26 protein-coding genes are annotated in these 22935 nt (G+C 62.4%); 13 read left to right on the forward strand and 13 right to left on the reverse strand.

What is annotated here, in order from left to right:
• Window positions 1-105: 105 nt before the first annotated feature.
• Entirely contained in the window at window positions 106-441 is a 336-nt protein-coding gene (locus AC2FM5_RS02990; RefSeq protein WP_093962687.1) for an ArsR/SmtB family transcription factor, read from the forward strand.
• Between the two features lie 56 nt (window positions 442-497).
• Here the strand turns inward: AC2FM5_RS02990 and AC2FM5_RS02995 are convergent, their stop codons facing one another.
• Window positions 498-1559 carry a zinc ABC transporter substrate-binding protein gene (locus AC2FM5_RS02995; RefSeq protein ID WP_496733813.1) on the reverse strand — a complete coding sequence of 354 codons (1062 nt, stop codon included), beginning with the start codon at window positions 1557-1559 and terminating at the stop codon, window positions 498-500.
• A 91-nt stretch (window positions 1560-1650) separates the two neighbouring features.
• On the opposite strand from AC2FM5_RS02995, the gene AC2FM5_RS03000 reads away from it, so the two are divergent.
• The 4 genes from AC2FM5_RS03000 to AC2FM5_RS03015 all read left to right on the forward strand — a co-directional run bounded on the left by AC2FM5_RS03000 (window position 1651) and on the right by AC2FM5_RS03015 (window position 3875).
• On the forward strand, window positions 1651-2130 hold the full coding sequence (locus AC2FM5_RS03000; protein ID WP_170368787.1) for a Fur family transcriptional regulator: 480 nt from the start codon (window positions 1651-1653) through the stop codon (window positions 2128-2130).
• A complete protein-coding gene (locus tag AC2FM5_RS03005) occupies window positions 2127-2870 on the forward strand; it encodes a metal ABC transporter ATP-binding protein (RefSeq protein ID WP_170337588.1) in 744 nt (247 codons plus the stop codon). Before AC2FM5_RS03000 ends, AC2FM5_RS03005 begins: the two co-directional genes overlap by 4 nt.
• On the forward strand, window positions 2870-3664 hold the full coding sequence (locus AC2FM5_RS03010; RefSeq protein ID WP_496733814.1) for an iron chelate uptake ABC transporter family permease subunit: 795 nt from the start codon (window positions 2870-2872) through the stop codon (window positions 3662-3664). The genes AC2FM5_RS03005 and AC2FM5_RS03010 overlap by 1 nt, the downstream gene beginning before the upstream one ends.
• Before the next feature lie 73 nt (window positions 3665-3737).
• Complete coding sequence (locus AC2FM5_RS03015; RefSeq protein WP_093962692.1) at window positions 3738-3875, forward strand: entericidin A/B family lipoprotein; 138 nt, start codon at window positions 3738-3740, stop codon at window positions 3873-3875.
• Window positions 3876-4829: 954 nt separating this feature from the next.
• Here the strand turns inward: AC2FM5_RS03015 and AC2FM5_RS03020 are convergent.
• Together AC2FM5_RS03020 and AC2FM5_RS03025 are read right to left on the reverse strand one after the other, a co-directional pair.
• Window positions 4830-5282 (reverse strand): hypothetical protein, encoded by a 453-nt coding sequence (locus tag AC2FM5_RS03020; protein ID WP_170358302.1) that lies wholly within the window; start codon window positions 5280-5282, stop codon window positions 4830-4832.
• A gap of 123 nt (window positions 5283-5405) precedes the next feature.
• Window positions 5406-5720, reverse strand: coding sequence for a hypothetical protein (locus AC2FM5_RS03025; protein ID WP_110644555.1), 315 nt, complete (start codon window positions 5718-5720; stop codon window positions 5406-5408).
• Window positions 5721-6043: 323 nt separating this feature from the next.
• Between AC2FM5_RS03025 and AC2FM5_RS03030 the strand changes: the two genes are divergently transcribed.
• Entirely contained in the window at window positions 6044-6757 is a 714-nt protein-coding gene (locus AC2FM5_RS03030) for a class I SAM-dependent methyltransferase (protein WP_170338030.1), read from the forward strand.
• 67 nt (window positions 6758-6824) lie between these two features.
• On the opposite strand, the gene lepA is transcribed toward AC2FM5_RS03030, so the two are convergent.
• Window positions 6825-8624 carry a translation elongation factor 4 gene (gene lepA, locus AC2FM5_RS03035; protein ID WP_170443450.1) on the reverse strand — a complete coding sequence of 600 codons (1800 nt, stop codon included), beginning with the start codon at window positions 8622-8624 and terminating at the stop codon, window positions 6825-6827.
• A gap of 345 nt (window positions 8625-8969) precedes the next feature.
• Here lepA and AC2FM5_RS03040 point away from each other — a divergent pair, with 345 nt between their 5' ends.
• Window positions 8970-9281, forward strand: coding sequence for a hypothetical protein (locus AC2FM5_RS03040; protein ID WP_170358294.1), 312 nt, complete (start codon window positions 8970-8972; stop codon window positions 9279-9281).
• 67 nt (window positions 9282-9348) lie between these two features.
• Complete coding sequence (locus AC2FM5_RS03045; protein WP_170362997.1) at window positions 9349-10311, forward strand: LysR family transcriptional regulator; 963 nt, start codon at window positions 9349-9351, stop codon at window positions 10309-10311.
• Here AC2FM5_RS03045 and AC2FM5_RS03050 read toward each other — a convergent pair.
• Window positions 10308-10751: a low molecular weight protein-tyrosine-phosphatase gene (locus tag AC2FM5_RS03050; protein ID WP_496733817.1), complete on the reverse strand. Its 444-nt coding sequence runs from the start codon at window positions 10749-10751 to the stop codon at window positions 10308-10310. The genes AC2FM5_RS03045 and AC2FM5_RS03050 overlap by 4 nt on opposite strands.
• 27 nt (window positions 10752-10778) lie before the next feature.
• Here AC2FM5_RS03050 and AC2FM5_RS03055 point away from each other — a divergent pair, with 27 nt between their 5' ends.
• Both AC2FM5_RS03055 and AC2FM5_RS03060 read left to right on the forward strand, forming a co-directional pair.
• Entirely contained in the window at window positions 10779-11474 is a 696-nt protein-coding gene (locus AC2FM5_RS03055) for an NAD-dependent deacylase (protein WP_170358291.1), read from the forward strand.
• 52 nt (window positions 11475-11526) lie between these two features.
• A complete protein-coding gene (locus AC2FM5_RS03060; protein ID WP_496733819.1) occupies window positions 11527-12135 on the forward strand; it encodes an HdeD family acid-resistance protein in 609 nt (202 codons plus the stop codon).
• A 101-nt stretch (window positions 12136-12236) separates the two neighbouring features.
• Here the strand turns inward: AC2FM5_RS03060 and AC2FM5_RS03065 are convergent, their stop codons facing one another.
• A complete protein-coding gene (locus AC2FM5_RS03065) occupies window positions 12237-12710 on the reverse strand; it encodes a copper chaperone PCu(A)C (RefSeq protein WP_170370850.1) in 474 nt (157 codons plus the stop codon).
• A gap of 43 nt (window positions 12711-12753) precedes the next feature.
• Window positions 12754-13104 (reverse strand): hypothetical protein, encoded by a 351-nt coding sequence (locus tag AC2FM5_RS03070; RefSeq protein ID WP_496733822.1) that lies wholly within the window; start codon window positions 13102-13104, stop codon window positions 12754-12756.
• A gap of 456 nt (window positions 13105-13560) precedes the next feature.
• On the opposite strand from AC2FM5_RS03070, the gene AC2FM5_RS03075 reads away from it, so the two are divergent.
• Window positions 13561-14046, forward strand: a complete 486-nt coding sequence (locus AC2FM5_RS03075; RefSeq protein WP_170358285.1) for a GNAT family N-acetyltransferase — start codon at window positions 13561-13563, stop codon at window positions 14044-14046.
• A 69-nt stretch (window positions 14047-14115) separates the two neighbouring features.
• On the opposite strand, the gene rpmB is transcribed toward AC2FM5_RS03075, so the two are convergent.
• The 3 genes from rpmB to meaB all read right to left on the reverse strand — a co-directional run bounded on the left by rpmB (window position 14116) and on the right by meaB (window position 16844).
• Window positions 14116-14403: a 50S ribosomal protein L28 gene (gene rpmB / locus AC2FM5_RS03080; RefSeq protein WP_039532366.1), complete on the reverse strand. Its 288-nt coding sequence runs from the start codon at window positions 14401-14403 to the stop codon at window positions 14116-14118.
• 218 nt (window positions 14404-14621) lie between these two features.
• Complete coding sequence (locus tag AC2FM5_RS03085; protein ID WP_496733825.1) at window positions 14622-15710, reverse strand: Hint domain-containing protein; 1089 nt, start codon at window positions 15708-15710, stop codon at window positions 14622-14624.
• A 156-nt stretch (window positions 15711-15866) separates the two neighbouring features.
• The gene (meaB, locus tag AC2FM5_RS03090) at window positions 15867-16844 is read right to left on the reverse strand and encodes a methylmalonyl Co-A mutase-associated GTPase MeaB (RefSeq protein ID WP_170449253.1); all 978 of its coding nucleotides are present in this window, start codon (window positions 16842-16844) and stop codon (window positions 15867-15869) included.
• 126 nt (window positions 16845-16970) lie between these two features.
• Between meaB and hrpB the strand changes: the two genes are divergently transcribed.
• Window positions 16971-19421 (forward strand): ATP-dependent helicase HrpB, encoded by a 2451-nt coding sequence (gene hrpB / locus AC2FM5_RS03095; RefSeq protein ID WP_496733827.1) that lies wholly within the window; start codon window positions 16971-16973, stop codon window positions 19419-19421.
• A 70-nt stretch (window positions 19422-19491) separates the two neighbouring features.
• Window positions 19492-19947 carry an NUDIX hydrolase gene (locus AC2FM5_RS03100; RefSeq protein WP_496733829.1) on the forward strand — a complete coding sequence of 152 codons (456 nt, stop codon included), beginning with the start codon at window positions 19492-19494 and terminating at the stop codon, window positions 19945-19947.
• Here AC2FM5_RS03100 and AC2FM5_RS03105 read toward each other — a convergent pair.
• The 3 genes from AC2FM5_RS03105 to AC2FM5_RS03115 form a co-directional block, all read right to left on the reverse strand.
• The gene (locus AC2FM5_RS03105) at window positions 19944-20939 is read right to left on the reverse strand and encodes a 2-dehydropantoate 2-reductase (RefSeq protein WP_496733831.1); all 996 of its coding nucleotides are present in this window, start codon (window positions 20937-20939) and stop codon (window positions 19944-19946) included. The two genes, AC2FM5_RS03100 and AC2FM5_RS03105, sit on opposite strands and share 4 nt — an antisense overlap.
• 78 nt (window positions 20940-21017) lie before the next feature.
• Window positions 21018-21980 (reverse strand): pirin family protein, encoded by a 963-nt coding sequence (locus tag AC2FM5_RS03110; RefSeq protein ID WP_170599199.1) that lies wholly within the window; start codon window positions 21978-21980, stop codon window positions 21018-21020.
• A 102-nt stretch (window positions 21981-22082) separates the two neighbouring features.
• On the reverse strand, window positions 22083-22925 hold the full coding sequence (locus tag AC2FM5_RS03115) for a phytanoyl-CoA dioxygenase family protein (RefSeq protein ID WP_496733833.1): 843 nt from the start codon (window positions 22923-22925) through the stop codon (window positions 22083-22085).
• Window positions 22926-22935: the final 10 nt, after the last annotated feature.

Here is a 22935-nt window from a genome sequence, read left to right on the forward strand (position 1 = left end):
ATGGAAATATCTGATCATTCTGTATAGAGACCCAATTCGCTCAGGCGAAACTAACAAAGGGAACACCTGCCCCACACTCACCAAGGGGCCAACAAGGACAAGAAGATGGCACTTCCCCAACTTTCCGAAGACATCTCGCGCGACGACATGGACCGGATGGCCGCTAACGCAACCCGCGCTTCGAATTTTCTGAAAGCGATCAGCCACGAGGGCCGGTTGATGATCCTCTGTCATCTGGTATCCGGCGAAAAATCGGTGACCGAACTCGAGTCACTGCTGTCCGCCCGACAGGCCGCCGTTTCACAGCAACTGTCGCGGCTGCGCCTTGAGGGGCTGGTCACGCCCCGGCGCGAAGGCAAGGCGATCTACTATCGCCTTGCAGACGACAGGCCTCGCAAAATGCTGGAAACGGTGTACGAGTTGTTCTGCGACGAGGAATAAGTCAGAAAGCCCATAGAATGGCGAAGGGCGCAACAGATCGTTGCGCCCTTCTTTGTTCACGAGGTGCCGCTGCAGGCCTGAAAACTTGCGGCCATTGCGCGCAACAGGTCCGGATACAGGGTTGGACCCGGCTCGAGCGCAACCCCGATCGGGTCAAGCACGAGGATTTGCACATCCATCCCCTCCGTCGCGGCGGAGATCAGACGGGTATCGTATTGCGGCTCGGAAAAAGCGCAATCAATGCCCTCTTCTTCAATCCGGGCCCTGAGCTCGGCCAGACGGGCCGGTCCGGGGGCAGACGCATCGCCAAGGCTCACTGTGCCCGAAGATGCCAGATCGAACCGGCGTTCGAAATACTGGTAGGCGTCGTGAAAGGTGACAAACCGCAGCTCTGACTGCGCCAGATCCGCCCGGATCTCGGCTTCCAAAGCGCTCAGGCCTTCAACCGCCTTGTCCGCGTTGGCTTGGTACCGCGCAGCGTTATCCGGGTCCTTCTCCGACAGAGTTTCGGCAATTGCCTGCACCCAGACGCGCGCGTTTTCCGGGTCCAGCCAAGCATGCGGGTCTACACCGTCGTGGTCATGCCCGTGGTCATGGTCATGTGCATCGTGACCGGCGTGCTCTTCATGTTTTTCATGTTCATCGTGGTCCGCATGGTCGTCGTGACCTGCATGATCCTCGTGTTCATCGTGTGTCGCATGGTCATCATGGTCCGAATGATCGTCGTGCTCGTCGTGGTCTGCATGCTCCTCTTCTCCCTCATGATGATCGGCCACGTCGCGGAAATCGTGCTGCACAGTCCCTGCCACCTCCAGCAACTCAACCTGCGTCGCTCCCTCGGACAGGGCACCAAGTGGTCCCGTCATCCACGGGGTCAGTTCCGGGCCTACCCAAAAAACCACGTCCGCAGATTGCAACGCTCGCGCCTCGGACGGGCGCATGGCGTGGTCATGAGGTGAGGCTCCGGGCGGGATGATCAGGGAAGGCTCGGCAACACCGTCCATGACTTGGGCAACCAACGCGTGAACCGGTGCGATATCGACGGCAACGTTGGGCGCATCGGCCGCCGCCTTTCCGGCCAGCACGACGCCGGCCAGCAACAAGAATTTTCGGGACATGTCACCTCCTGAAATGATATGTTATTACATTGCTGGTCGGCTTGATATTGCTCACGTTATAACATATCAAGTCAAAAATTTCGGAGCGCACATGAGCACAGTAGGCTTCAGGCACCACAATCATAACCACTGCATGAAAACCGCGCTGAGCAAGGCTGAGGAAAAATGCGCCAACCAAAAGCTTCAGTTCACGGCGGTGCGCCGCCGCGTGTTGGAGATATTGTTGGAGCAGCACAAGGCAATGGGAGCTTATGACATTCTGGCTATTCTGTCGGCCGAAGGCATGGGGTCGCAACCTCCGGTGGCTTATCGTGCACTGGACTTCCTGGTGCAGCATGGGTTCGTGCACCGTATCGAGCAGATGAACGCCTATGCGGCCTGCGCCCACCCCACGCACGACCACGTGCCTGCGTTTCTGATTTGCCGGGCGTGCAAGGCCGTGGCCGAAACCGAAACCGAGCTGACTCAGGGCCGGCTTGGTGCTGCCGCTGACACATCAGGTTTCACCATAGAAAGGATCGTGGTCGAGGCCGAAGGTCTTTGCCCGGATTGCATTGGAACGCAGCCATGACGACCCCCCTCATTTCTCTACAGAACCTGTCGGTGCGCCTGGATGGCCGGCTCATTCTGGACAACGTATCAGCACAGATCGCCGCTGGTGAAATCGTCACCATTGTCGGCCCGAACGGTTCGGGAAAATCGACACTGCTGCGCGCCATGATCGGAGCTGTTCCCGCGGCTCAGGGCACTGTTCGGCGCGCCCCGGGTTTGCGGATCGGCTATGTCCCCCAGAAACTTGCGCTGGACGCCGCCCTGCCGATGACGGTGCAACGATTCCTTGGTCTGCCGAAACGGGTTTCGGCCAGCAAGGCCAAAACCGCGCTTGAACTGGCCGGCGTGCCGGACTTGCGTGACAGACAGATGACCCGACTGTCCGGCGGTCAGTTTCAACGCGTCCTTCTGGCCCGCGCGCTGCTGGAAGAGCCTCAGGTGCTGCTGCTGGACGAAGCAACCCAAGGGCTTGATCAGCCCGGCGCAGCTGCCTTCTATGAACGCATTGAACAGGTTCGCACGGACCTCGGCTGCGCCATAGTCATGGTCAGCCATGACTTGCACGTCGTCATGGCCGCGTCGGATCGGGTTCTGTGCCTGAACGGGCATGTCTGCTGTGAAGGGGCACCCCACATGGTCGCAGACGCGCCGGAATATCGGGCGTTGTTCGGCAGCGGAACGCGGGGCACGATGGCCTTGTACCAACACAAGCACAGTCATACCCACGATCACAATCACGCGCAGGATACGTCACACTGATGCTGGACGATTTCATGGTTCGCGCCGCCCTGGCAGGACTCGGTGTTTCGATCGCCGCGGCACCGCTGGGATGTTTTGTCGTCTGGCGGCGCATGGCCTATCTCGGAGAGGCCACCGCACATGCGGCCGTATTGGGTGTAGCGCTGGCGCTCAGCTTTTCTCTGCCGCTGCTGCCCGCAATCATTGCCGCTGCGCTTGCCATGGGCTTGTCGGTCAGCCTGCTGCGCGGTCGCGGTTACGCCATGGACACGCTTCTGGGTGTGATTGCACACACCGCACTGGCCGCCGGCTTGGTAACCGTGGCGTTGCTGTCCGATGTCCGACTGGACCTGAATGCCTTTTTGTTCGGCGATATCCTTGCCGTAACAAAATCCGATCTGGCCACGATCTGGATCGGTGGCGCCACGATTTTGGCGCTGATGGTCTGGCGCTGGTCAGCCCTTCTGGTTTCGACACTCAACCCGGACCTGGCTCAGGCATCCGGGATCGATCCTAAACGAGAAGAACTATGGCTGACTCTGGCGATGGCACTGGCCGTTGCGGTCGCCATCAAAGTTGTCGGAATTCTTCTGATCGCGGCCCTGCTGGTCATTCCAGCGGCCGGAGCCCGCCCTTTGGCCCGCACCCCAGAAAGCATGGCTTTCACCGCTGCGATTATCGGCTCGACGGCGGCGTTGGGCGGACTGGGCGGTGCATATTGGGCGGATACACCCGCTGGACCAAGCATCGTTTGCGCGGCCGCGTTGATCTTTGTCGCGACGGGCATCCTTGGTCCCATCTTCCGCAAAGGCTGATCACCCAAAAAGGTTTGTCTGCATTGCCTGAATGGTGCTACCGATTGGTAGTCGACCAACCAAGGAGATATCGATGATCCGCACTATTCTGATCGGGCTGAGCCTTTTGGCCCTGACGGCCTGTGAAACCGCAAAAGGCGCGGGCAAAGACATCGAAAAAGCCGGCGACGCCATCCAGGGCGCGGCGACGGACGTTCAGGAAAGCCTCTGACACCCGTCAGCATCTAGCGGACAGCGGCGCAGCACTACCAACATATGGTTGAAAGTTCCGGGCGACCGGATTATTGTCCCTGCCACAGGTGCATAGACGCGGTAATGCATTACTGACACGACTGCGGGGTTCTTGTGCAATTGCGCAAGAACCCCGTTCCCGTTCTGACGGGCGGTGAGTGGAAGCCTGTACGAAACCGAAATCGGCAAAAGGAAAAGGCGCCAGGTGCGCAGACGCGGTCTTTGCATGTGCCCTTGCGGACACCCCTGACGCCTTGCCGGGTCGACACGCCCGAGGGACGCCCCGATCCAGTTGCTTCAGCCCCCGAGGGGACCTCGCTGCCGCAAAGCACCTGATGGCGCTCTGCCGCCCGCTCTGGCCTTCTGAGAAGCTGACCGCTCAAGCCGGGCTTGCGCCCCTCCTGACTGGTCACCTACCGGTAAGCCCTTGCAACCCGACGAAAATCCTAAGATCTGCCTGCGGTGCCAGGACCCCCTGACCTTTGCGTCCCGCCTTGGATCGTGATGAACCTTGGCGATGTCTGAACGATGGCACTCGCCCTCACATCCGGCAAGAAAATAGCACTGCAGCATGAAAATTAGCCGGGGATAAGATGTTGATATCCGACTGGAAGACGATGTGGATAAGTCGGGAAATGATGAAATCCGGCTGGGTTGCGCTGGGAAAAGCCGAAGGCCGATTTCTCTCCGTTCAATTGGGCGATTTCTGCGGGTGCAAAGGGAAAATCTCGGCCCTCATGGCGGACCTGACCTGACGCATACGGGCATATCGCTCGAATCGACATCGATGAGTCGCCACACGCAACGGTGAACGAACGTGCAGCCCACGAATTGAGAAGCGTTCCGACCCGGACGAGGCAACCTACTACTCTCCGTCTCCCGCAAAATCGGGCAACGGCAACTACCCCCTACAACCGCCTGGGCCGGAAACGCTTCAGTTCACCTGTCGTTCCAGAACCGTGCTGTAGGTGGTTCCGGTGCGCAGGCTACGGAAATCCGCATAGATCTTGCCGTCCTCATACCGCGCATCGATCAGCGCATTGACGCCGGAGGTCGGGTCAGCAGCGGTTTCAACAATGCCGATCTTGCCCGAGCCATCCTGGCTGATCGAGCCGGTGGCCTCGTACATCGTCCAGTCATCCATGGCATTGCGCCGCCACATGCTGGGCCCCCAGAACACGTTTTCGTGCTGCGCCTGGATCTCGAGCACCCATTCCGAGGTGTTGAACCGCGGCGCGGTGGCGGTGTTGGCGTTCGAGGGCGACACCGTTGTCTGGCTGGCCGTCCACGTGCCGCGCAGGTCGGGCATGGCATCGGCCAGGGCGGCAGAGCCCATCGTCAATGTCGCGGCCACGGCGGCGGCGCTGGCGGTCATGTATCTGGTCATGGGCTCTCTCCCTGTGATCGGCGGGCCTTGCTGGCCTGCTGAACAGATTGGGAGGGCGCGCGGCCGTTACAACTTACCTAAGGGAAACTTCATGAAGGGTTCATGCGGCGCTCACCGACGGGCTCAGGCCCATGCCAACGCGGTGCCCGCGATGACGAGGGCGATGCCCAGCCCCTCGCGGTAGGAAAAGGACTCGCCGAACAGGAAGAACGAGGCGATGGCGATCAGCACGACCTCGGCCCCCAGAATGCCGGTATAGATGATGCCCAGCCGTTCGTCGCGCAGCGCGGCGAGTTCCAGCGTGGCGGCGGCCAGCAAAGTGGCAACGATCAGCAGACCCAACCCGAGGCCGGGGAGTTTCCACCAGAACTTCATCGAGATCATGGCCACGGAATAGAGACCCGCCGATCCAAGCGCGATGATGGGGATCATGGACATGGGGCCTCCGCCGCTGGTTTCCGTAGGGTCAACCTTAGCAGGTGCGGGTCGGTGGGGCTGTGAAGTGGGTTACTTTACGAGGCGACGCCCGTGTCGGAAGCGGTCCTGTGGAGCGTTTTTGGGCTGAACAGACGGAGCTCCAGTGCGCAACCGCTGCTGCGGCGGTCGTTCAGCGGGGAGGCACGAGGCGACTGGCCCGAAGCTATATCACAGGTTTTTTCGGCCCGGCCTTGCCCCCGAGGGTGACTTGAATTTTTTGAAGTTTCACCAGCTGGCTGGATTGGTTATTTGTCGACGGAGCCACACACACGAGGGTACAGACCATGGACTCCAGCAACCGGGCCGCTGACTACAACGACCTCATCACCTCATCCAGCTGGAAAGACACTCTTCAGGATCTCAACGACTATATCGTGGATAATCTGGCTCGAGCCGGGGAACCTGCAGTTATTAACGGGAATTTGTTTTATAAACACTTGGAAAGGGACTTTCATAACCTGCCGTTGAATACAGAATTCGAATCCAAACGCAGAAACTTCTTCGAACTGGCCCGGCGATCGACTTGCCTGTTCGAAATTGGAGTGAATGCTGGCCACAGCATGTTGCTGGCGCTTATGGCTAACCCCGAGCTGAAATGCGTAGGTTTGGACGTTTGCGAACGTCTGAACCAGCGTTGGGCGCGCGTGGATATTTACGTACCGGCGGCTTTCAACTGGCTCAGGTACAAATTTAGCGATCGGGTCGAACTAATTAAGGGGAACTCTTTGATCGAAACACCCCGGTTCCAGCTTGAGAACCCGGATGCGACTGTTGATTTTCTTCATCTTGACGGCTCAAAGGACACACACCTTCGGGAAGCCATTGCGATTGGCGGACTGATGCCAACCGATGGGTTTGTCGTTCACGACGATTTCCAGATGCGAAATGTTCGGGTGGCCGACCGGCAACTTAGAAGAATCAATTTCTCAAAACCATTGGACTATCAATCCAACGGGTTAGTAGAGTGTGATTTCCATATCATTCGCGCCAAGGTATGAAATCATCTGAACCGCGCCGACCTTCGGGCAACTGATATCTCTTAGGCAACGAAATTCCTGCGAAGCCTCACCCATCCATCTTCAACGCCGAAATAAACGCCTCCTGCGGGATATCCACCTTGCCGAACTGGCGCATCTTCTTTTTGCCGGCTTTCTGCTTTTCCAGCAGCTTCCGCTTCCGCGTGGCATCCCCGCCATAGCATTTCGCGGTCACGTCCTTGCGCAGCGCGGATAGGGTCTCGCGGGCGATGACCTTGCCGCCGATGGCCGCCTGGATCGGGATCTTGAACATGTGGCGCGGGATCAGCTCTTTCAGCTTTTCGCACATGGCGCGGCCGCGGGTCTCGGCGCGGTCGCGGTGGACCATGACCGACAGCGCGTCCACCGGCTCGTCATTCACAAGGATCGACATCTTGACCAGGCTGTCCTCGCGGTAGCCGGTCATCTGGTAGTCGAAGCTGGCATAGCCCTTGGTCACCGATTTCAGGCGGTCGTAGAAGTCGAAGACGACCTCGTTCAGCGGCAGGTCATAGACGACCATCGCGCGGCTGCCCGCATAGGTCAGGTCCATCTGGATGCCGCGGCGGTCCTGACAGAGTTTCAGCACGTCGCCCAGGTATTCATCCGGCACCAGGATGGTGGCCTTGATGCGCGGCTCTTCCAGGTGGTCGACCTTGGACATGTCGGGCATGTCGGCGGGGTTGTGCAGCTCGATCATCTCGCCGTCTTTCATGTAGACGTGATAGATCACCGACGGCGCGGTGGTGATGAGCTCGATATCGTATTCGCGTTCGATGCGGTCGCGGATGACCTCGAGGTGCAGAAGGCCCAGGAAGCCGCAGCGGAAGCCAAAGCCCAGCGCGGCCGAGGTTTCCATCTCGAAAGAGAAGCTGGCGTCGTTCAGGGCCAGTTTCTCGATCGCGTCGCGCAGGTCTTCGAATTCGGCGCTGTCCACGGGGAAGAGGCCGCAGAACACCACCGGCTGCGCGGGTTTGAATCCCGGCAGAGCGGTTTCGGCACCGTTGCGGTCATTGGTGATGGTGTCGCCCACACGGGTGTCGCGCACCTGCTTGATGGATGCGGTGAGGAAGCCGATCTCACCCGGACCCAGCTGGTCGACCATCTGCATCTCGGGGCGGAACACGCCCACGCGGTCGACATGGTGCAGGGTGCCGTTCGACATGAACTTGACCCGCATGCCCTTTTTCAGAACGCCGTCCATGATGCGGACCAGAACGATCACGCCCAGATAGGCGTCGTACCAGCTGTCGACCAGCATCGCCTTGAGCGGCGCGTCGCGCTCGCCCTTGGGCGCGGGCAGCTTGTGCACGATCGCCTCGAGCGTTTCGTGTATGCCCTCTCCCGTCTTGGCCGAGACGCGGATGGCGTCGGTGGCGTCGATACCGATCACGTCTTCGATCTGTTCGGCCACGCGGTCGCAGTCGGAGGCCGGCAGGTCGATCTTGTTCAGCACCGGCACGATCTCGTGGTCGGCGTCGATGGCCTGATAGACATTGGCCAGGGTCTGCGCCTCGACCCCTTGCGTCGAGTCCACCACCAGCAGCGAGCCTTCGACCGCGCGCATGGAGCGCGAGACTTCATAGGCGAAGTCCACGTGGCCGGGGGTGTCGATCAGGTTCAGCACGTACTGCTCGCCATTGTCGGCGGTATAGTCGATGCGGACCGTGTTGGCCTTGATGGTGATGCCGCGTTCGCGCTCGATATCCATGCTGTCGAGCAGCTGTTCCTTCATGTCGCGATCCTGCACCGTTCCGGTCTCTTGGATGAGCCGGTCGGCAAGGGTGGATTTGCCATGGTCGATATGCGCGACGATGGAGAAATTGCGGATATGAGCGAGGTCTGTCATAGCGTCGGGATATGGTTCGAAATCGGGCGCTGGTCAAGGTGAGACAGCACGTCGGACGCCCCATATTTCAGCGCTATGAGGCCACGACGCTGCGGTTGGCTTCGTTCCAAGCCCTCAGCTGCATTCAGGCGACCGTACGTAGACAGAACTCGGCCGTGTTGCACCGTCCAAAACGGGGTTCGAAGGGCATGCCACGGCCGACCATAGTGCCAACCGCGGCACTTTCGACTCAGGTACGGAGTTTCTGAAAGCAAATTGTTGAACAGCAGGAAAACTTGGACGATACTGCGCCGCAAGCCGAGAGGGACACAAGACTCCTCCGGGCAGGCAAAACGAGGCATGAGCATGAAACAGTTCCTCATTATCGCGCTATGCGCCACATCGCTTATCACTTTGGCCCCGGCCATGACCGAAGCGGCACAGATCAAACGTGCATGTTTGGCGTCCGACCGCTCGGCGGCGACACGCGACAGGTGCAAGTGCATCCAGCGGGTGGCCGATCAGGCTTTGACCAACAAAGACCAGAAAACCGTGGCCAAGTGGTTCACCGACCCGCATCAGGCCCAAGAGCTGAAGATGTCGAAATCCGCTCGCGATGACGCGCTGTGGGAGCGGTATCAGAACTTTGGCCGCATGGCGCAGGCGATCTGCAGCTGACGCTGACCGCGATCCTTGACCTGACCCGCCCTGCGCCTCAGTAATGGCGCAGTGAAAGGGAAATCATATGGTGACGAAAGGGTTGACCCTGCGCGGTCTCGAAGTGTTCGAGGCCTTGGCGCGGACCGGTTCGGTGGCACAGGCTGCCGAGATTACCGGACTCAGCCAGCCATCGGTCAGCCAGCAGTTGCGCAATCTCGAGAATGCTCTGGGCACGGACCTGGTGGACCACGGGCGCAGACCCATGCGCCTGACCCAAGCCGGGCGCAGCTTTCTGGCGCGGGCCGAATCCGTACTGGCCGAGTTGCAGATGGCCCAAAGCGAGCTGTCGGTCATGGACCTGGGTCATCTGAGCACACTTTCGATCGGCCTGATCGACGATTTCGACAATGACCTGACCCCGCGTCTTGCCACATTGCTGGCCGACAGCCTGACCCGTTCCAAGTTCAAACTCATAACCCTCCCCAGCCTCGAAATCTTTGAGGCGCTGGCTTCGCAACGTCTGCATCTGGCGGTCTCGGCCCATAGCGGCGAGGTACTGGAAGGCGTGGTGGAGTACCCTTTGGTACAGGATCCTTTCATTCTGGTCGCGCCGAAGGGCGGTGTGCCCAATGGGGGCGTAGAGGCTGCTTTGCAGACCCTGCCCTTTCTGCGCTATGCGCGGGAACAGTTGATCAGCAGGCAAATCGAAAGCCACCTGGCGCGGCAACAGCTGCAGTTCGAAGAGCGGTTCGAGATTGGGTCGCACTTGGCACTGATGGCGATGGTGGCGCGCGGCCTTGGCTGGGCGATCACCACGCCGTTGGGATACATGCGGGCAGCCCGCTTCCACGAAGGCATGGATGTCTACCCGGCTCCGTTCGGAGAGTTCTCGCGCACTATTTCCCTGTTCACGCGGTCTGACTGGTCAGATCAGGTTCCGCGCGAAGTCGCGGGCATGACGCGCCGTTTGATGCAAAGCCAGATGATCGAACCAGCCCTTTCCCGCCTGCCCTGGTTGTCCGGTCAGTTGAAGGTGATCGGCGGCTAGCCGTCCAGATATGCCACCAACCCATCCACGGCGGCTTCGATGAGCTCCAGCGCCCCGTCGAAATCACGGGTATAGTAGGGGTCGGGCACATGATCGGCGCCGGTGTGGGGCGCAAAATCGGTCAACAAGCGTACGGGTGTAGGATTGTCGGCCGGACGCAAAGCCTCGATCTTGGCGATGTTTTCGCTGTCCATACCGATGATTAGGTCAAACCTGTTGAAATCAGACACCGCAAACTGGCGCGCGCGCAGATCGCTCAGCTCCACCCCTCGGTTGCGAGCCGCGTGTTGCATCGGCGCATAGGGTGGATCCCCGACATGCCAGTCGGACGTTCCGGCACTGTCACAGGCATGATGAGGCGCCCTGACACGGAAAACACCTTCGGCAGCAGGGGAACGGCAGATGTTGCCGAGGCAGACAAACAGGATACGCTGTGACATGGCTCGGGTTTAACGTGTGGAGGGCGAATGGAAAAGATCGTGATTTTGACCGGAGCCGGGATTTCGGCGGAAAGCGGATTGGGCACCTTTCGCGATGAAGGCGGATTGTGGGCACAGCACCGGATCGAAGACGTGGCGACACCCGAAGGTTTTGCCCGAAACCCTGCCCTTGTTCATGGCTTCTACAACGCGCGCCGGGTGCAGGCGGGTGGCGCCGACCCAAATGCAGCCCACACAGCACTGGCCCGGCTTCAGCGCGACTGGCCGGGAGAAGTGGTGATCGTAACGCAGAACGTGGACAGCCTGCACGAAGCCGGAGGTGCGACCAGGGTTATCCACATGCACGGCATCCTGTCCGGCGCGCTTTGCGCCTCTTGCGGGCATCGCTGGACTGCGCCAGCGGAAATGTCCGTGGGCGAACCGTGCCCCGCCTGCCGCGCGGCAACCGCCCGACCCGACATCGTGTGGTTCGGCGAAATGCCTTACCACATGGATCAGATTTACGACCATCTGGCACAGGCCGGGATATTCGCCGCCATCGGAACCTCTGGCCAAGTCTACCCGGCTGCGGCCTTCGTGCACGAAGCCATAGCTGCGGGCGCACAGACGGTCGAATTGAACCTCGAGCCTTCGGTTGGTGCATCCAGCTTCGATCAGACGCTGCTTGGCCCCGCCACCCAGATCGTGCCACGCTGGGTCGATGACTTGCTGGGCCGCAGGTGACACGGATCATTCTGCTGGGCTAAGCTGAAAGAACCTGAACCAGGAGAAACAGATGACCGAGCCTGAAGCCCCCCGTGGTGAAATCGTTGAGGACGAAGGCATCGACAGCCGCGAAGCGCTGGGCGACACCCTTGCGGATCTGTGGTGGACGTTCCTGCTGCGCGGATTACTTGCGGGGGCCGTTGGTATTGCCGCGCTGTTCTGGCCGACCGGCAGCATCGCACTGCTGCTGCAGCTGGTAGGGGTGCTGCTGATCCTCGATGGCGGTCTGACCTTGCTTGGCTTCGGTCGGCGCGGACTGATCGGAGGCGCGGGTATCGGGGCGGTCTTGATTGGGCTGGTCCTTTTGATCTGGCCGGAAGGCACAGCACGTCTGACGTTCTTCCTGCTGGGCGCGTGGGCGCTGATCATCGGGATCGGCTCGCTGATTTCGCTGGGCCAGATGCATCAGCTTGACCCAGAACGCGCGACCGTTCGGAACTCGGGCATCGTGGCCCTTATCATCGGGCTGGTGTTGATCTTCTGGCCCGGAAGCGGCGTTGTCGCACTGGGCTGGGCAATCGCGTTCTCCGCCTTGGCCTTTGCGGGCGTCATGCTGTTCATGGCCGCACGTTTTAAACGGGCCGGAGAACGGGTTTCGATGCGCGTGGTCAACAAGTGAAGAACAACGCTGATCGGCAGTTGAAACGCGAACAGGCCGGGGCTTGACCCGGCCTGACGCATGGATGACGGCCGCATCGCGGCCCGAAGACAGGCGTTCTGTTAGTTCGAGTGCTTCATTTGCCCGTGGCCGTCTTTCCGTTCCAGGTCCACGGGAATCTCGACAACGACCTCACCGGCCTGCTCAAAAACCAAAGTGACGGGTATGGTTGCGCCCTGCTCAAACGGCTGCTTGAGCCCCATGAACATCACATGGTCCCCGCCCCGCTGCAGCATATGCGCCTCGCCAGCGGCGATCGAAAAACCTTCCTCGACTTCCATCATCTTGGCCACGCCGTTGTCGTCAATCTTGTGCGTATGCAGCTCGACCCGTGCTGCGATATCGGATTTGACAGCGACGAGTTGATCATCGGTGTCGCCTGAATTGCGGATCATCATGAAGGCCGCACCAGCCTTGGCATTGGCCCCCGAGGATCGGGCGTAGGCATCCTCGACCGAGATCACACTTTCCGCGTGCGCGGCGGTGGACATGATGGCAGCGACGAAAATAGCGGGCAGGATTGATTTGAAGGGCATCTCGCCTCTCCTTTTTGACTGTCTGATTGTGTTACGAAGGGTCTCAGACAGGGGCCGGCGGCGCGCGCGCCGGTCGCTGCGGGATCGGAGCCGCAACGAGGCTGTCGGAACGCAGCGGTATGTCAGACTTTGCCCGCTCGGGCCCTTTCGGTGCCGGCAAAGGGGTATCCAGAACCGCACCCAGCAAGTTGAGCGCATAGTCGGGACAGAAATGAGGTGGTTTGGTGGGCTGGCCGTGCTCGTCCATATAGACAACCACAGGACCGTTCCCGGTGCAAAGCACCATTTGACCGACCGCCGCATTCAATCCCCGTGACGCCACAAAACCCTGGCCTGTCAGAACCAGCATCAGCGACAGTAGCAACGGCAACACGAGGCGATAGGATCGGGTCATCTTGGCAGAGGTTTAGGCCCGATCGGAAACGGACTGCAAGTGCCTTCGTGAACGCTGAGACAGTTTGGCGCGAACCAAGGAAAAAGGGCCGGCCTGACCGGCCGACCCCAGAATTTGCTTTGATCGGGACCGTCAAAGAACTCCGCGATCATCCGGACCGGTGTTGAAACCGGTATGCAGCCGGTTCACCCGCCGCTGCATCCGCGCACAGCTGGAAAATGACCCGACCAGAAGAGTCGAAAGGAAGGAAATAATAATTGAAGTATTCGCAGACATTACCACACTCCGCCGTAGAATAACCGCATACATAAAATAGATTCAAAACCCTGTATGTGAACAAAGTCACGCAGTCGCGTCCTTCTGCGTTCCGCACCGAGACCGCGCACGGCACCAGCCCAACGGCAAAGTGATCCGGACGCTCTGGTTTAGGCAGAAATTCAGGCGTAGATCGTGGTCATGCCACTCAAAGCGCACACAGAAATCCAGTTCCTCAGGCTGCCGCAGATTGAGCCGGCTGAAATCGCACGGCACATGTCTGATCCCCGCGTCGCTCGGCATCTGCCTTTGCTGACGGGGCCCTGGGACATCGCGATGGCGCGGGCCTTCATAGACGCAAAAGAGGCCTGCTGGGAATGCGACGGGCTTGGGCACTGGGCGATCACGTCCGGCGGTTGCTATGTCGGCTGGGGCGGCTTCCAGCGTGAAGGCAGGGAATGGGATTTCGGCCTGGTCCTGACGGCGGATGCCTTCGGTCTGGGCACGCGCATCACCCGCAAGGCCATCGCATTCGCCCGAGCCGATGAACGCATTCCATATGTCACTTTTCTGCTTCCACCGTCCCGCCGCAATCTCTCTGCGCTACGGCGTATCGGCGCGCATTATGTCGGTCCGGAAACCTATTCCGGCGCGCAGTTCCTGAAATACAGGCTTGAGACTGGTTGAAGATCCAAAGACAAACGAAAAGCCCCTGCACCAACGGGTACAGGGGCCACGAAACAGTCTTTGGGAAAATCAGGCCGAGGCTTGCGCCTTGGCGATTTCCTTTTTCACTTTCAGCGCGTTGGCGGACAGCTCTTCGTCCTTGGCTTTTGCCAGGAACGCGTCCAGACCACCACGGTGATCGACCGAGCGCAGCGCGGCGGCCGAGATGCGCAGCTTGACGCCACGACCCAGGGTTTCCGACTGCAGGGTCACGTCGTTCAGGTTGGGCAGAAAACGACGACGAGTTCTGTTTTTGGCGTGGCTGACATTGTTGCCAGTCATCGGGCCTTTTCCGGTCAGTTCGCAACGGCGCGACATGGTTTCTTCCTTTGTTTCTGGAGGCCGGGCATAAATCCGCAGCCAAATCACAAGGGGCACAACCCGAAGTCGCGCCCGAAAACTGGTTGGATGCGTTTAGTGGGAATCGCCGGAAGGGTCAAGACAGCAGCTGCGAATTCTTTCCTGGCCAAAAAATGGTCCTGAAACGGCTCAGGCATCAACAAGCAAAGGCCTGTGATTTTTGAGGTGACGAGCAATCAGACGGGCCTGTGTTTGCTTATCGGGATCAACCTAGCGGGTTCGGATTCGTGGTTCTCATCAGCCAGTTCCGGAAAAATCGCAAGGATTTCAGTCCTTGCCGCGGGTCCCAGAGACTTCAGCGCCTCGGGGCCGGTATACAGGCTTTCGGTCGGCGCGGATTCGGCAAACAGGATCTCGTGCCGGTCGAACAGCAGATGGAAGTACTCGATGCTGTCGACCGTACAATCTACGAAGATCCCCGGCAGCGCCGTCAGCTTGATCGCGGGAATCAGAACTTGATACTGACCGAACATGCGTTGCGCGATGCGAGAACCGACCATCATGCGGTGCTGGCGGGAAACCAACAGGTCCCGCGTGGGCAGCCCTGCACCCAAAGCCCCGGCGCAAATACGGACGGGGCGCAGTTTCGGATTGGCCCTCAGATCAACCGCATCAAACCTGCACCGACCGATCCAGCGGATGGATTGGTTGCCGCTCTCGGCCGTACAGATCAGGTCACCGGTGCGCAGGTCTTGCACCTGTACCGGGCCGCGGTCAGTCAGAATGCTCGTGCCAGCGGTAAAGCAGGGAACACCGGATCCGTTTTCAAATGCGGAATAGGTGACTGTAATACCCGACGGCAGGGTGAAACTGCCGCTGGTCAACGAATAGCTGGTGCCGGCAGACACGGTAAATGTCCCGAATGAGCTGCCGTTGACCACGGTTCCAGCAGGCAGGTTCAGCGTGTCGGTACCACTGCCACCGCGCACGTCGCCGGACACGCTGGTGCTGCGGAAGTTCAGAACATCATTTCCACCGCCCAAACGGATATTGCCAATGACCGAGCCTTGCAGCGTGACCGTGTCGTCATCTGATCCGGCCCTTACCTGACCGCCGATCGTGCTGCCGTTCACCGTGATCGTATCGATCCCGGCATTTCCACGGACACTGCCAGAGATGGTACTGTTGGTGACAGTGATGATGTCGTTGCCTCCGCGCGCGCGGATATCATCAATCGGCGTACCCTGAGGAGTGCCATTCAGCGTACCGTTGTCATTGGTGACATCGATATCGTCGTCGCCGTTTGTCCCAAAGATATCGGGCATAAGAGGCGAGTCCTGTTTCTCCGCTTGGTCACGGCCAGCCAGTTGCGCCCCGGTTTTTCTATGTGCTGGGCGCCACAACCAAGGATTTCACCTGCACTCAGGCTACAGAACTCCTCGGCGTTGCGCCAAGTTTTCCTGTCCGCGCGGGCAACGGTGTTACCCGGATGCAAGAGTCCTCAGCATCCGCTCGGCCGCCACCGAGGGGCTGAGCCGCCCCGACCCGACCTCGGCGCCCAGCCGGTCCATCTCGGACCGGGCCAGCGGGGTCTCCAGCTTGGCGAGCAGCGCATGACGCACTTCCTGGTCGAACCAGTAGCGGGCCTGTTCGGCGCGGTTGGCGTCCCAATGACCGTTCTGTTTGCGCCAGTCGGCCAGGGCCTGCATCTCGGCCCAGGCCTGGTCCAGGCCGTGCTCCTCGACCGCTGAAACGGTCATCGCCTTTGGAAAGCCCTCGGGGTCCTGCGGACGTTTGCGCAGCAGGCGCAGCGCCCCGGCATAGTCGGCGCAGGTTCGGGTGGCGGTGGCTTTCAGGTCGCCGTCGGCCTTGTTCACAAGGATCATGTCGGCCATCTCCATGATGCCGCGCTTGACGCCCTGCAATTCATCCCCGCCGGCCGGGGCCAGCAGCAGCAGGAACAGGTCGGACATTTCCGACACCACGGTTTCCGACTGACCCACGCCCACCGTTTCGATCAGCACCACGTCGAACCCGGCCGCCTCGCACAGGGCGATGGCCTCGCGCGTGCGGCGGGCGACGCCGCCCAGATGGCTCTGGCTGGGCGAGGGGCGGATGAAGGCGTTCGGCTCGCGGCTGAGACGTTCCATCCGGGTCTTGTCGCCCAGGATCGAGCCGCCCGACCGGGCCGAGCTGGGATCGACCGCCAGAACCGCCACCCGCAACCCCTGCCCGATCAGCATCATGCCGAAACTTTCGATGAAGGTGGATTTGCCCACCCCCGGCGTTCCCGACAGGCCGATGCGTAGCGCCTGCCGCCCGGCGCCGGACAGCGCCTCCAGCAGTTGCGCCGTCTGGGCGCGGTGATCGGCGCGGGTGCTTTCGACAAGGGTGATCGCGCGGGCCAGCGCCCGGCGGTCGCCCTTGAGGATCCTGTCGGCAAGCTCGGCTGTGGTCATGGGTGGGGTCCTTCGTCGAAATCTGCCCTAGATGACGGGGATGGGCCGGGTTTGTCCAGTACCGCCGGTCGCGGGATTTGACGCAGGCGTTCTGGACCTTGGCCGAGGCTTTGGCGATAAGGCGGCATGACCCGCCTACCGATCGACGATGCCCTGCCCGACCTGATCGCAGCGCTGCGCACGCGTGGCCGCGCCGTGCTGCAGGCTCCGCCCGGCGCCGGCAAGACCACGCGCGTGCCGCTCGCGATGCGCGACGCCGGCTTGTGCGACGGACGCATCGTGATGCTGGAGCCGCGGCGGCTGGCCGCCCGCGCCGCCGCCGAACGCATGGCCGAGACACTGAGCGAACGCGCGGGCCAGACCGTCGGCTATCGCGTGCGGGGCGAGGCGAAAGTGTCGAAAGCCACCCGGATCGAGGTGGTGACCGAAGGCATCCTGACCCGGATGCTGCAATCCGAACCCGACCTGCCCGGTGTTGGGGCGGTGATCTTCGACGAATTCCACGAACGCTCTTTGAACGCCGATCTGGGGCTGGCCCTGTGCCTCGAGGTCGCCGGTGCGCTGCGCGACGATCTGATCCTGCTGGCAATGTCGGCCACGCTGGATGCCGATCCGGTGGCGCGGTTGATGGACGCGCCGCTGGTGACATCCGAGGGCCGCAGCTTCCCGGTCCGGACCCGCTGGCTGGACCGCCCGCTGGGCCCGCAGGCGCGGCGGCTGGACGCGTTGGTCGATCTGGTGGGTCAGGCCGAGCGCGAGACCCGCGCCACCGGCGGCGGCATTCTGGTGTTCCTGCCCGGCGAGGGTGAGATCCGCCGCGCCGAGGCCGCGCTGGCCGGGCGGCTGCCCGGCGATTGCGCAATCCGGCCCTTGTTCGGCGCCCTGCCCTTTGCCGCCCAGCGCGCCGCCCTTGCGCCGGCCGAGACCGGGCGCAAGGTGGTGCTGGCCACCTCGATCGCCGAGACCTCGCTGACCATTCCGGATATCCAGGTGGTGGTGGACATGGGCCAGGCCCGCCGCGCGCGGTTCGATCCGGGCTCGGGCATGTCGCGGCTGGTGACCGAGCGCGTCACCCGCGCCGAGGCGACCCAACGCGCGGGCCGCGCGGGCCGCGTGGCCGAAGGGTTGTGCTATCGCCTGTGGTCAAAGGGTGAGGACGGCGCCCTGCCCGCCTTTCCGCCCGCCGAGATCGAGGCCGCCGACCTGACCGGCCTTGCGCTGGAACTGGCGCTGTGGGGGGCCGAGCCGCAGGATCTGGCCTTTCTGACACCCCCGCCCGAGGGGGCGCTGGCCGAGGCGCGCGCGCTGCTGCGGATGCTGGGCGCGCTGGACGGCAAGGGCCGGATCACCGAACATGGCCGCGCACTGGCTGGTCTGCCGCTGCATCCGCGGCTGGGGCACATGCTGGTCACGGCAGGCGCGCAGGCCGCCCCGCTTGCCGCCCTGATGGCCGAGCGCGACCCGTTGAAGGGCGCGCCGGTGGACCTGTCGCTGCGGCTCGAGGCGCTGCGCGATCCGCGCGCCTATCAGCGCAACCGGGTCTGGCCCGCCAATCCTGGCGTTCTGGACCGGATCCGGTCCGAGGCGAAACGGCTACGCGGCCAGATCAAGACCGAAGGCGACCCGCTGAGCCCGGCGGCGATGGCCGCGCTGGCCTATCCCGACCGGGTCGGACAGCGGCGAAAGGGCGACGCGCCGCGCTATGTGCTGTCGGGCGGCAAGGGTGTGGTGATGGACCCCGGCGACCCGCTGGCCGCGGCGCCGTATCTGGTGGCCATCGACACGGACGGCAACCCGCGCGAGGCCCGGCTTCGCATGGCCGCGCAGATCTCAGAGGCCGAGATCAGCGCGCTGTTCGCCGACCAGATCGAATGGGTCGAGACCTGCGCCTGGTCGAAACGGGACCGCCGGGTGGTGGCCCGGCGGCAGGAACGGTTCGGGGTGCTGGTGCTGGATGACCGCATCTGGAAGGACGTGCCCGACGAGTCCGTGGCCCACGCGATGCTGGACGGCGTGCGCGATCTGGGCCTGCGGCTGGACGGCAAGGCCGCGCGATTTGCCGCGCGGGTCGAGCTGATGCGGGCGGCGGGCGTCGACCTGCCCGATTTCTCGGAAAACGGGCTGATGGACACGCTTGAGGACTGGCTGCTGCCGATGCTGACCGGCGTGCGCAGTGCAGAGGATTGGAAGCGGTTCGACCTGCTGCCCGCCCTTCAGGCGCGGCTGAGTTGGGACCAGATGCAGGAACTGGACCGACGCGCGCCCCCGGCCTTCGTCACGCCACTGGGGCGCAAGGTTCCGATCGACTATGGCAAGGCGGTGCCCGAGATCGCGGTTCGCCTGCAGGAGATGTTCGGGGTCACCCAGCACCCGATGGTGGGCGGCGAGCCGCTGAAGATCACCCTTCTGTCCCCTGCGCAACACCCGATCCAGATCACCCGCGACTTGCCGGGGTTCTGGGCCGGGTCCTATGCCGATGTGCGCAAGGACATGCGCGCGCAATACCCCAAGCACCCCTGGCCCGAGGACCCGACCCAGGCCGACCCGACCCTGCGGGCCAAACGCAGGGGTGCTTGAATACCGTCTGTCAGATTGATATCTCTCGCCGTCTGGAAGGCAGAACAACAAAAAACGGCAGGCACCCGCAATGACATGGCTGCACAAATTATGGGAGGGGGTTCTGAAACCCCTGTTTCAGCGTCCGCGCCTCTTGCAGTTCGCGGCGTTGTGTACCCGTGGCGATGGCCCCGATACGCAGGTGCTGCTGGTTACCAGCCGCGACACCGGGCGATGGATCATCCCCAAGGGCTGGCCGATTGACGGACTGAACGGGGCCGAGGCGGCGGCGCAGGAGGCCTGGGAAGAGGCCGGCGTGCGCACCGCCGAGGTCGATCCAGAGCCGGTCGGCAGCTACTGCTACGGCAAGGTCCGCAAAAGCGGCGCGATCGATCCGGTCTGCACCACGGTCTACCGGCTGCGAGTCACCGACCTGGCCGACGAATTTCCCGAAATGCAGGAACGCACCCGCGAGTGGGTCTCGCCGCAAGAGGCGTCTGAACGCGTCCACGAACCAGAGCTGAAAAAGCTGCTGTTGCGGATCTAACCGCCGGCACCGCTCAGCCCTGCCCGGATCTGATCCGGGGTCAGCGGACCGGTCTCGCCCTGCGTGATCAGCCTGGCCACCCGGTCGCAGATCGGGGTCGGTGTGCCGGTTTCGCGGCCCAGCCGGATGATCTCGCCCTGCAGGCTGTCGATTTCGGTTGGGCGACCGGCATCCAGATCATAGGCCATCGAGGTGCGCGCGGCGGGGTCGATCGTCAGCATCCGCGCCGCGATGCGCGAAAACAGCGGCGTGGGCAGGCGCAGGATATGCGGCGTCATCCAGACCGGCAGCGGCGTGGTCGAGGCTACGGGGCGCCCGGAATCCGCCAAAACCGCCAGCGCCTCGGCCATTTGATCGGCCATCAGACGGCGCCAGTCGCGGTTCAAAAGCTGGTCGCGCAGGGTCAGGCCCGACAGCGCGTTCAGCGCGTTGTTGAGGTTGATGACCAGCTTGCCCCATTGCACCGCCTCGATCCCATCGGTTTCGGTGACGGGCAGATCGGGCGAGGACAGGCGGCGGGCCAGCGCGCCGGGGCCGGACTGGATCACGATGTCGCCGGATGTCGCGCGATGCCAGGTGGCCGGACCGGCAGGCACCACGTTGAACGGCACCATCCCGGCGCGCACGTCCCGCCCGGGCAGCGCGGTGCGCAGGGTGCGGGCGTTTTCCATCCCGTTCTGCCACGAAATGACCGGGGCCGCGGCCGGGGCGTGCGCGGCGATCAGGCGGGCCATCTCGGCGGTGGCGCCGGTTTTCACCGTGACCAGAACCAGATCGGCGTCGGACAGGCAGGCAGGGTCATCGGACAGGGTCAGACGGTCGGCGGGGATCGTTTTGCGCAGGCCCGAATAGTCGGTCGCGGTCAGCCCATTCTGCCGGATCGGATCCAGCACCCGCGCCCGGCCCAGCAGCGTAACGTCATGCCCGGCATCGGCCAGCAGGCCCCCGCAATAGCATCCGATGCTGCCCGCGCCCGCGATCACAAGTTTCATGCCGTCCCCTTCCCGTTTGCCGCCAAGGATCGCCGGGATCCCTCGGGCAGGCAAGCCGGGCGAGCGCTGACGTGACGTTCAGCGCGCGCGCCGGGGTTTGGTGCGTTCCAGTTCCGGGGTGATCGGAATGAACTCGTCTTCGTCCCCTGGCGGCAGGTGGAAGGCGCCGTTGGCCCAATCGGCGGATTTCCATTCGCGGATCGCCGTTTCGATCTTGTCCTTCGAAGACGAGACGAAGTTCCACCAGATATACCGATCCTCATTCATCGTGGCCCCGCCCAGCAGCATCAGCCGCGCCCCCGCCGGCCCGGCCGTCACCGACAGCCGATCACCCGGGCGGAAGACCATCATGCGGCCTTCGTCGAACCGGTCACCCGCGATCTCGACCGAGCCCTGGGTGACGTAGACGCCCCGATCCTCGTGATCGTCGGGCAGCGGAAAGGCAGCGCCGGGGTCCAGCTGCACGTCCAGATAGAAGGTTTCCGACAGCATCGTGACCGGGCTGGTTTCCCCATAGGCCGAGCCAAGTATCAGCCGCGCGCTGACACCGGCATCCTGAATATGCGGCAACGCGGCCTGCTTGTGATGTTCGAAATCGGGGGCCATGTCTTCGTGCGCTTCGGGCAGCGCGATCCAGGTCTGGATGCCGAACAGGCTGTGCCGTTTGGCACGGGTTTCGGCGCTGGTGCGCTCAGAATGGGTAACGCCACGGCCCGCGACCATCCAGTTGACCTCGCCGGGATAGATCATCTGATGGGTTCCGAGGCTGTCGCGATGCTCAAATTCGCCCTGGTACAGGTAGGTGACCGTGCCCAGCCCGATATGCGGATGCGGGCGTACGTCGATGCCGCCATCGGTGATGAACTCGGCCGGTCCCATCTGGTCGAAGAAGATGAAGGGCCCCACCAACTGGCGCTTGACCGAGGGCAGCGCGCGGCGCACCTCGAACCCGCCCAGATCGCGGGCGCGCGGGATGATCAGGGTTTCCAGCGCCGAACCCTCGCTGACGCATTCGGGGCTGTGGGTGGGGTTCCAGCTCATGTCGGCCTCCAATCCGGTGCGGCGGGATGTTCATGCTTGTCAATCTAGCGCAAAATACCAGCGGACAAAGTGCATCTGCGCACAGACAGGCTGCGCCCCGGATCAGTCCTGTGCGCGGGGCCAGAGCTGCGGGAAAAACGGGCCGGCGATCCGGTCGCCCTCGGCATAGCCGGCGGCTTCAAATTGCGCCCGCTCCTCCTTGGCCCAATCGCCGCGATACCGGATCACCCCGTCGGGCCCGGTCATGCGCAGGGTGAAACGGCGCACGGTTTCCGTGGGCGTGACCGAGGACAGCCCCCCGTGCAGCGTGCGCATGTCAAAATAGATGCAATCGCCCAACTCCATGTCCCATTGCAGCAGGTCATAGGCGCCGGGGTCGGCGTTCACGTCCGGCGGCGGGTGATAGGTGCGGCCTGCAACCTGCGTGGGTTCATAGCTGGGGTGCCCGTCGGCGAAACGCACCCGCATGAACAGCTTGTCCCACAGGTGCGAGCCGCGCACGAAGGCGATCCCGTTGTCCTTGCTGACCGGTTCAAGCGGTAGCCATAGCACGCACATCGAGCCTTCGAAATCGAAATAGGACAGGTCCTGATGGAATGGCGGGCGCGAGGTCGATCCGGCCTCGCGCAGGAACCAGTTGTCCATCACCAGATTAATCGGCACGGCGCCCAGCAACTCGGACGCGATTGACGCACAGGGCGAGTTGCGGACGAATTTCTCGAACTGGGGGATCTTGCTCCAGGCCCAGTAATCCTCGAGATAGGCGGGCGCATCCGGGTCCTTGGTGTGGCGGGTGAAGTTCTCGGTCGGGGTCTGCAGATCGGCGTCGATGCCCGCGCGCAGCAACTCCAGCCAGTCCGCGCTGAATTTCTGGCGCAGCACCACCGCGCCATCGCGGCGGAAGGCGGTGATTTCATCCTTGGTCAGCAGGTTGGCATCTGTCATCGGCTTCCCC

The organism is Ruegeria sp. BHSA162, assembly GCF_059613385.1.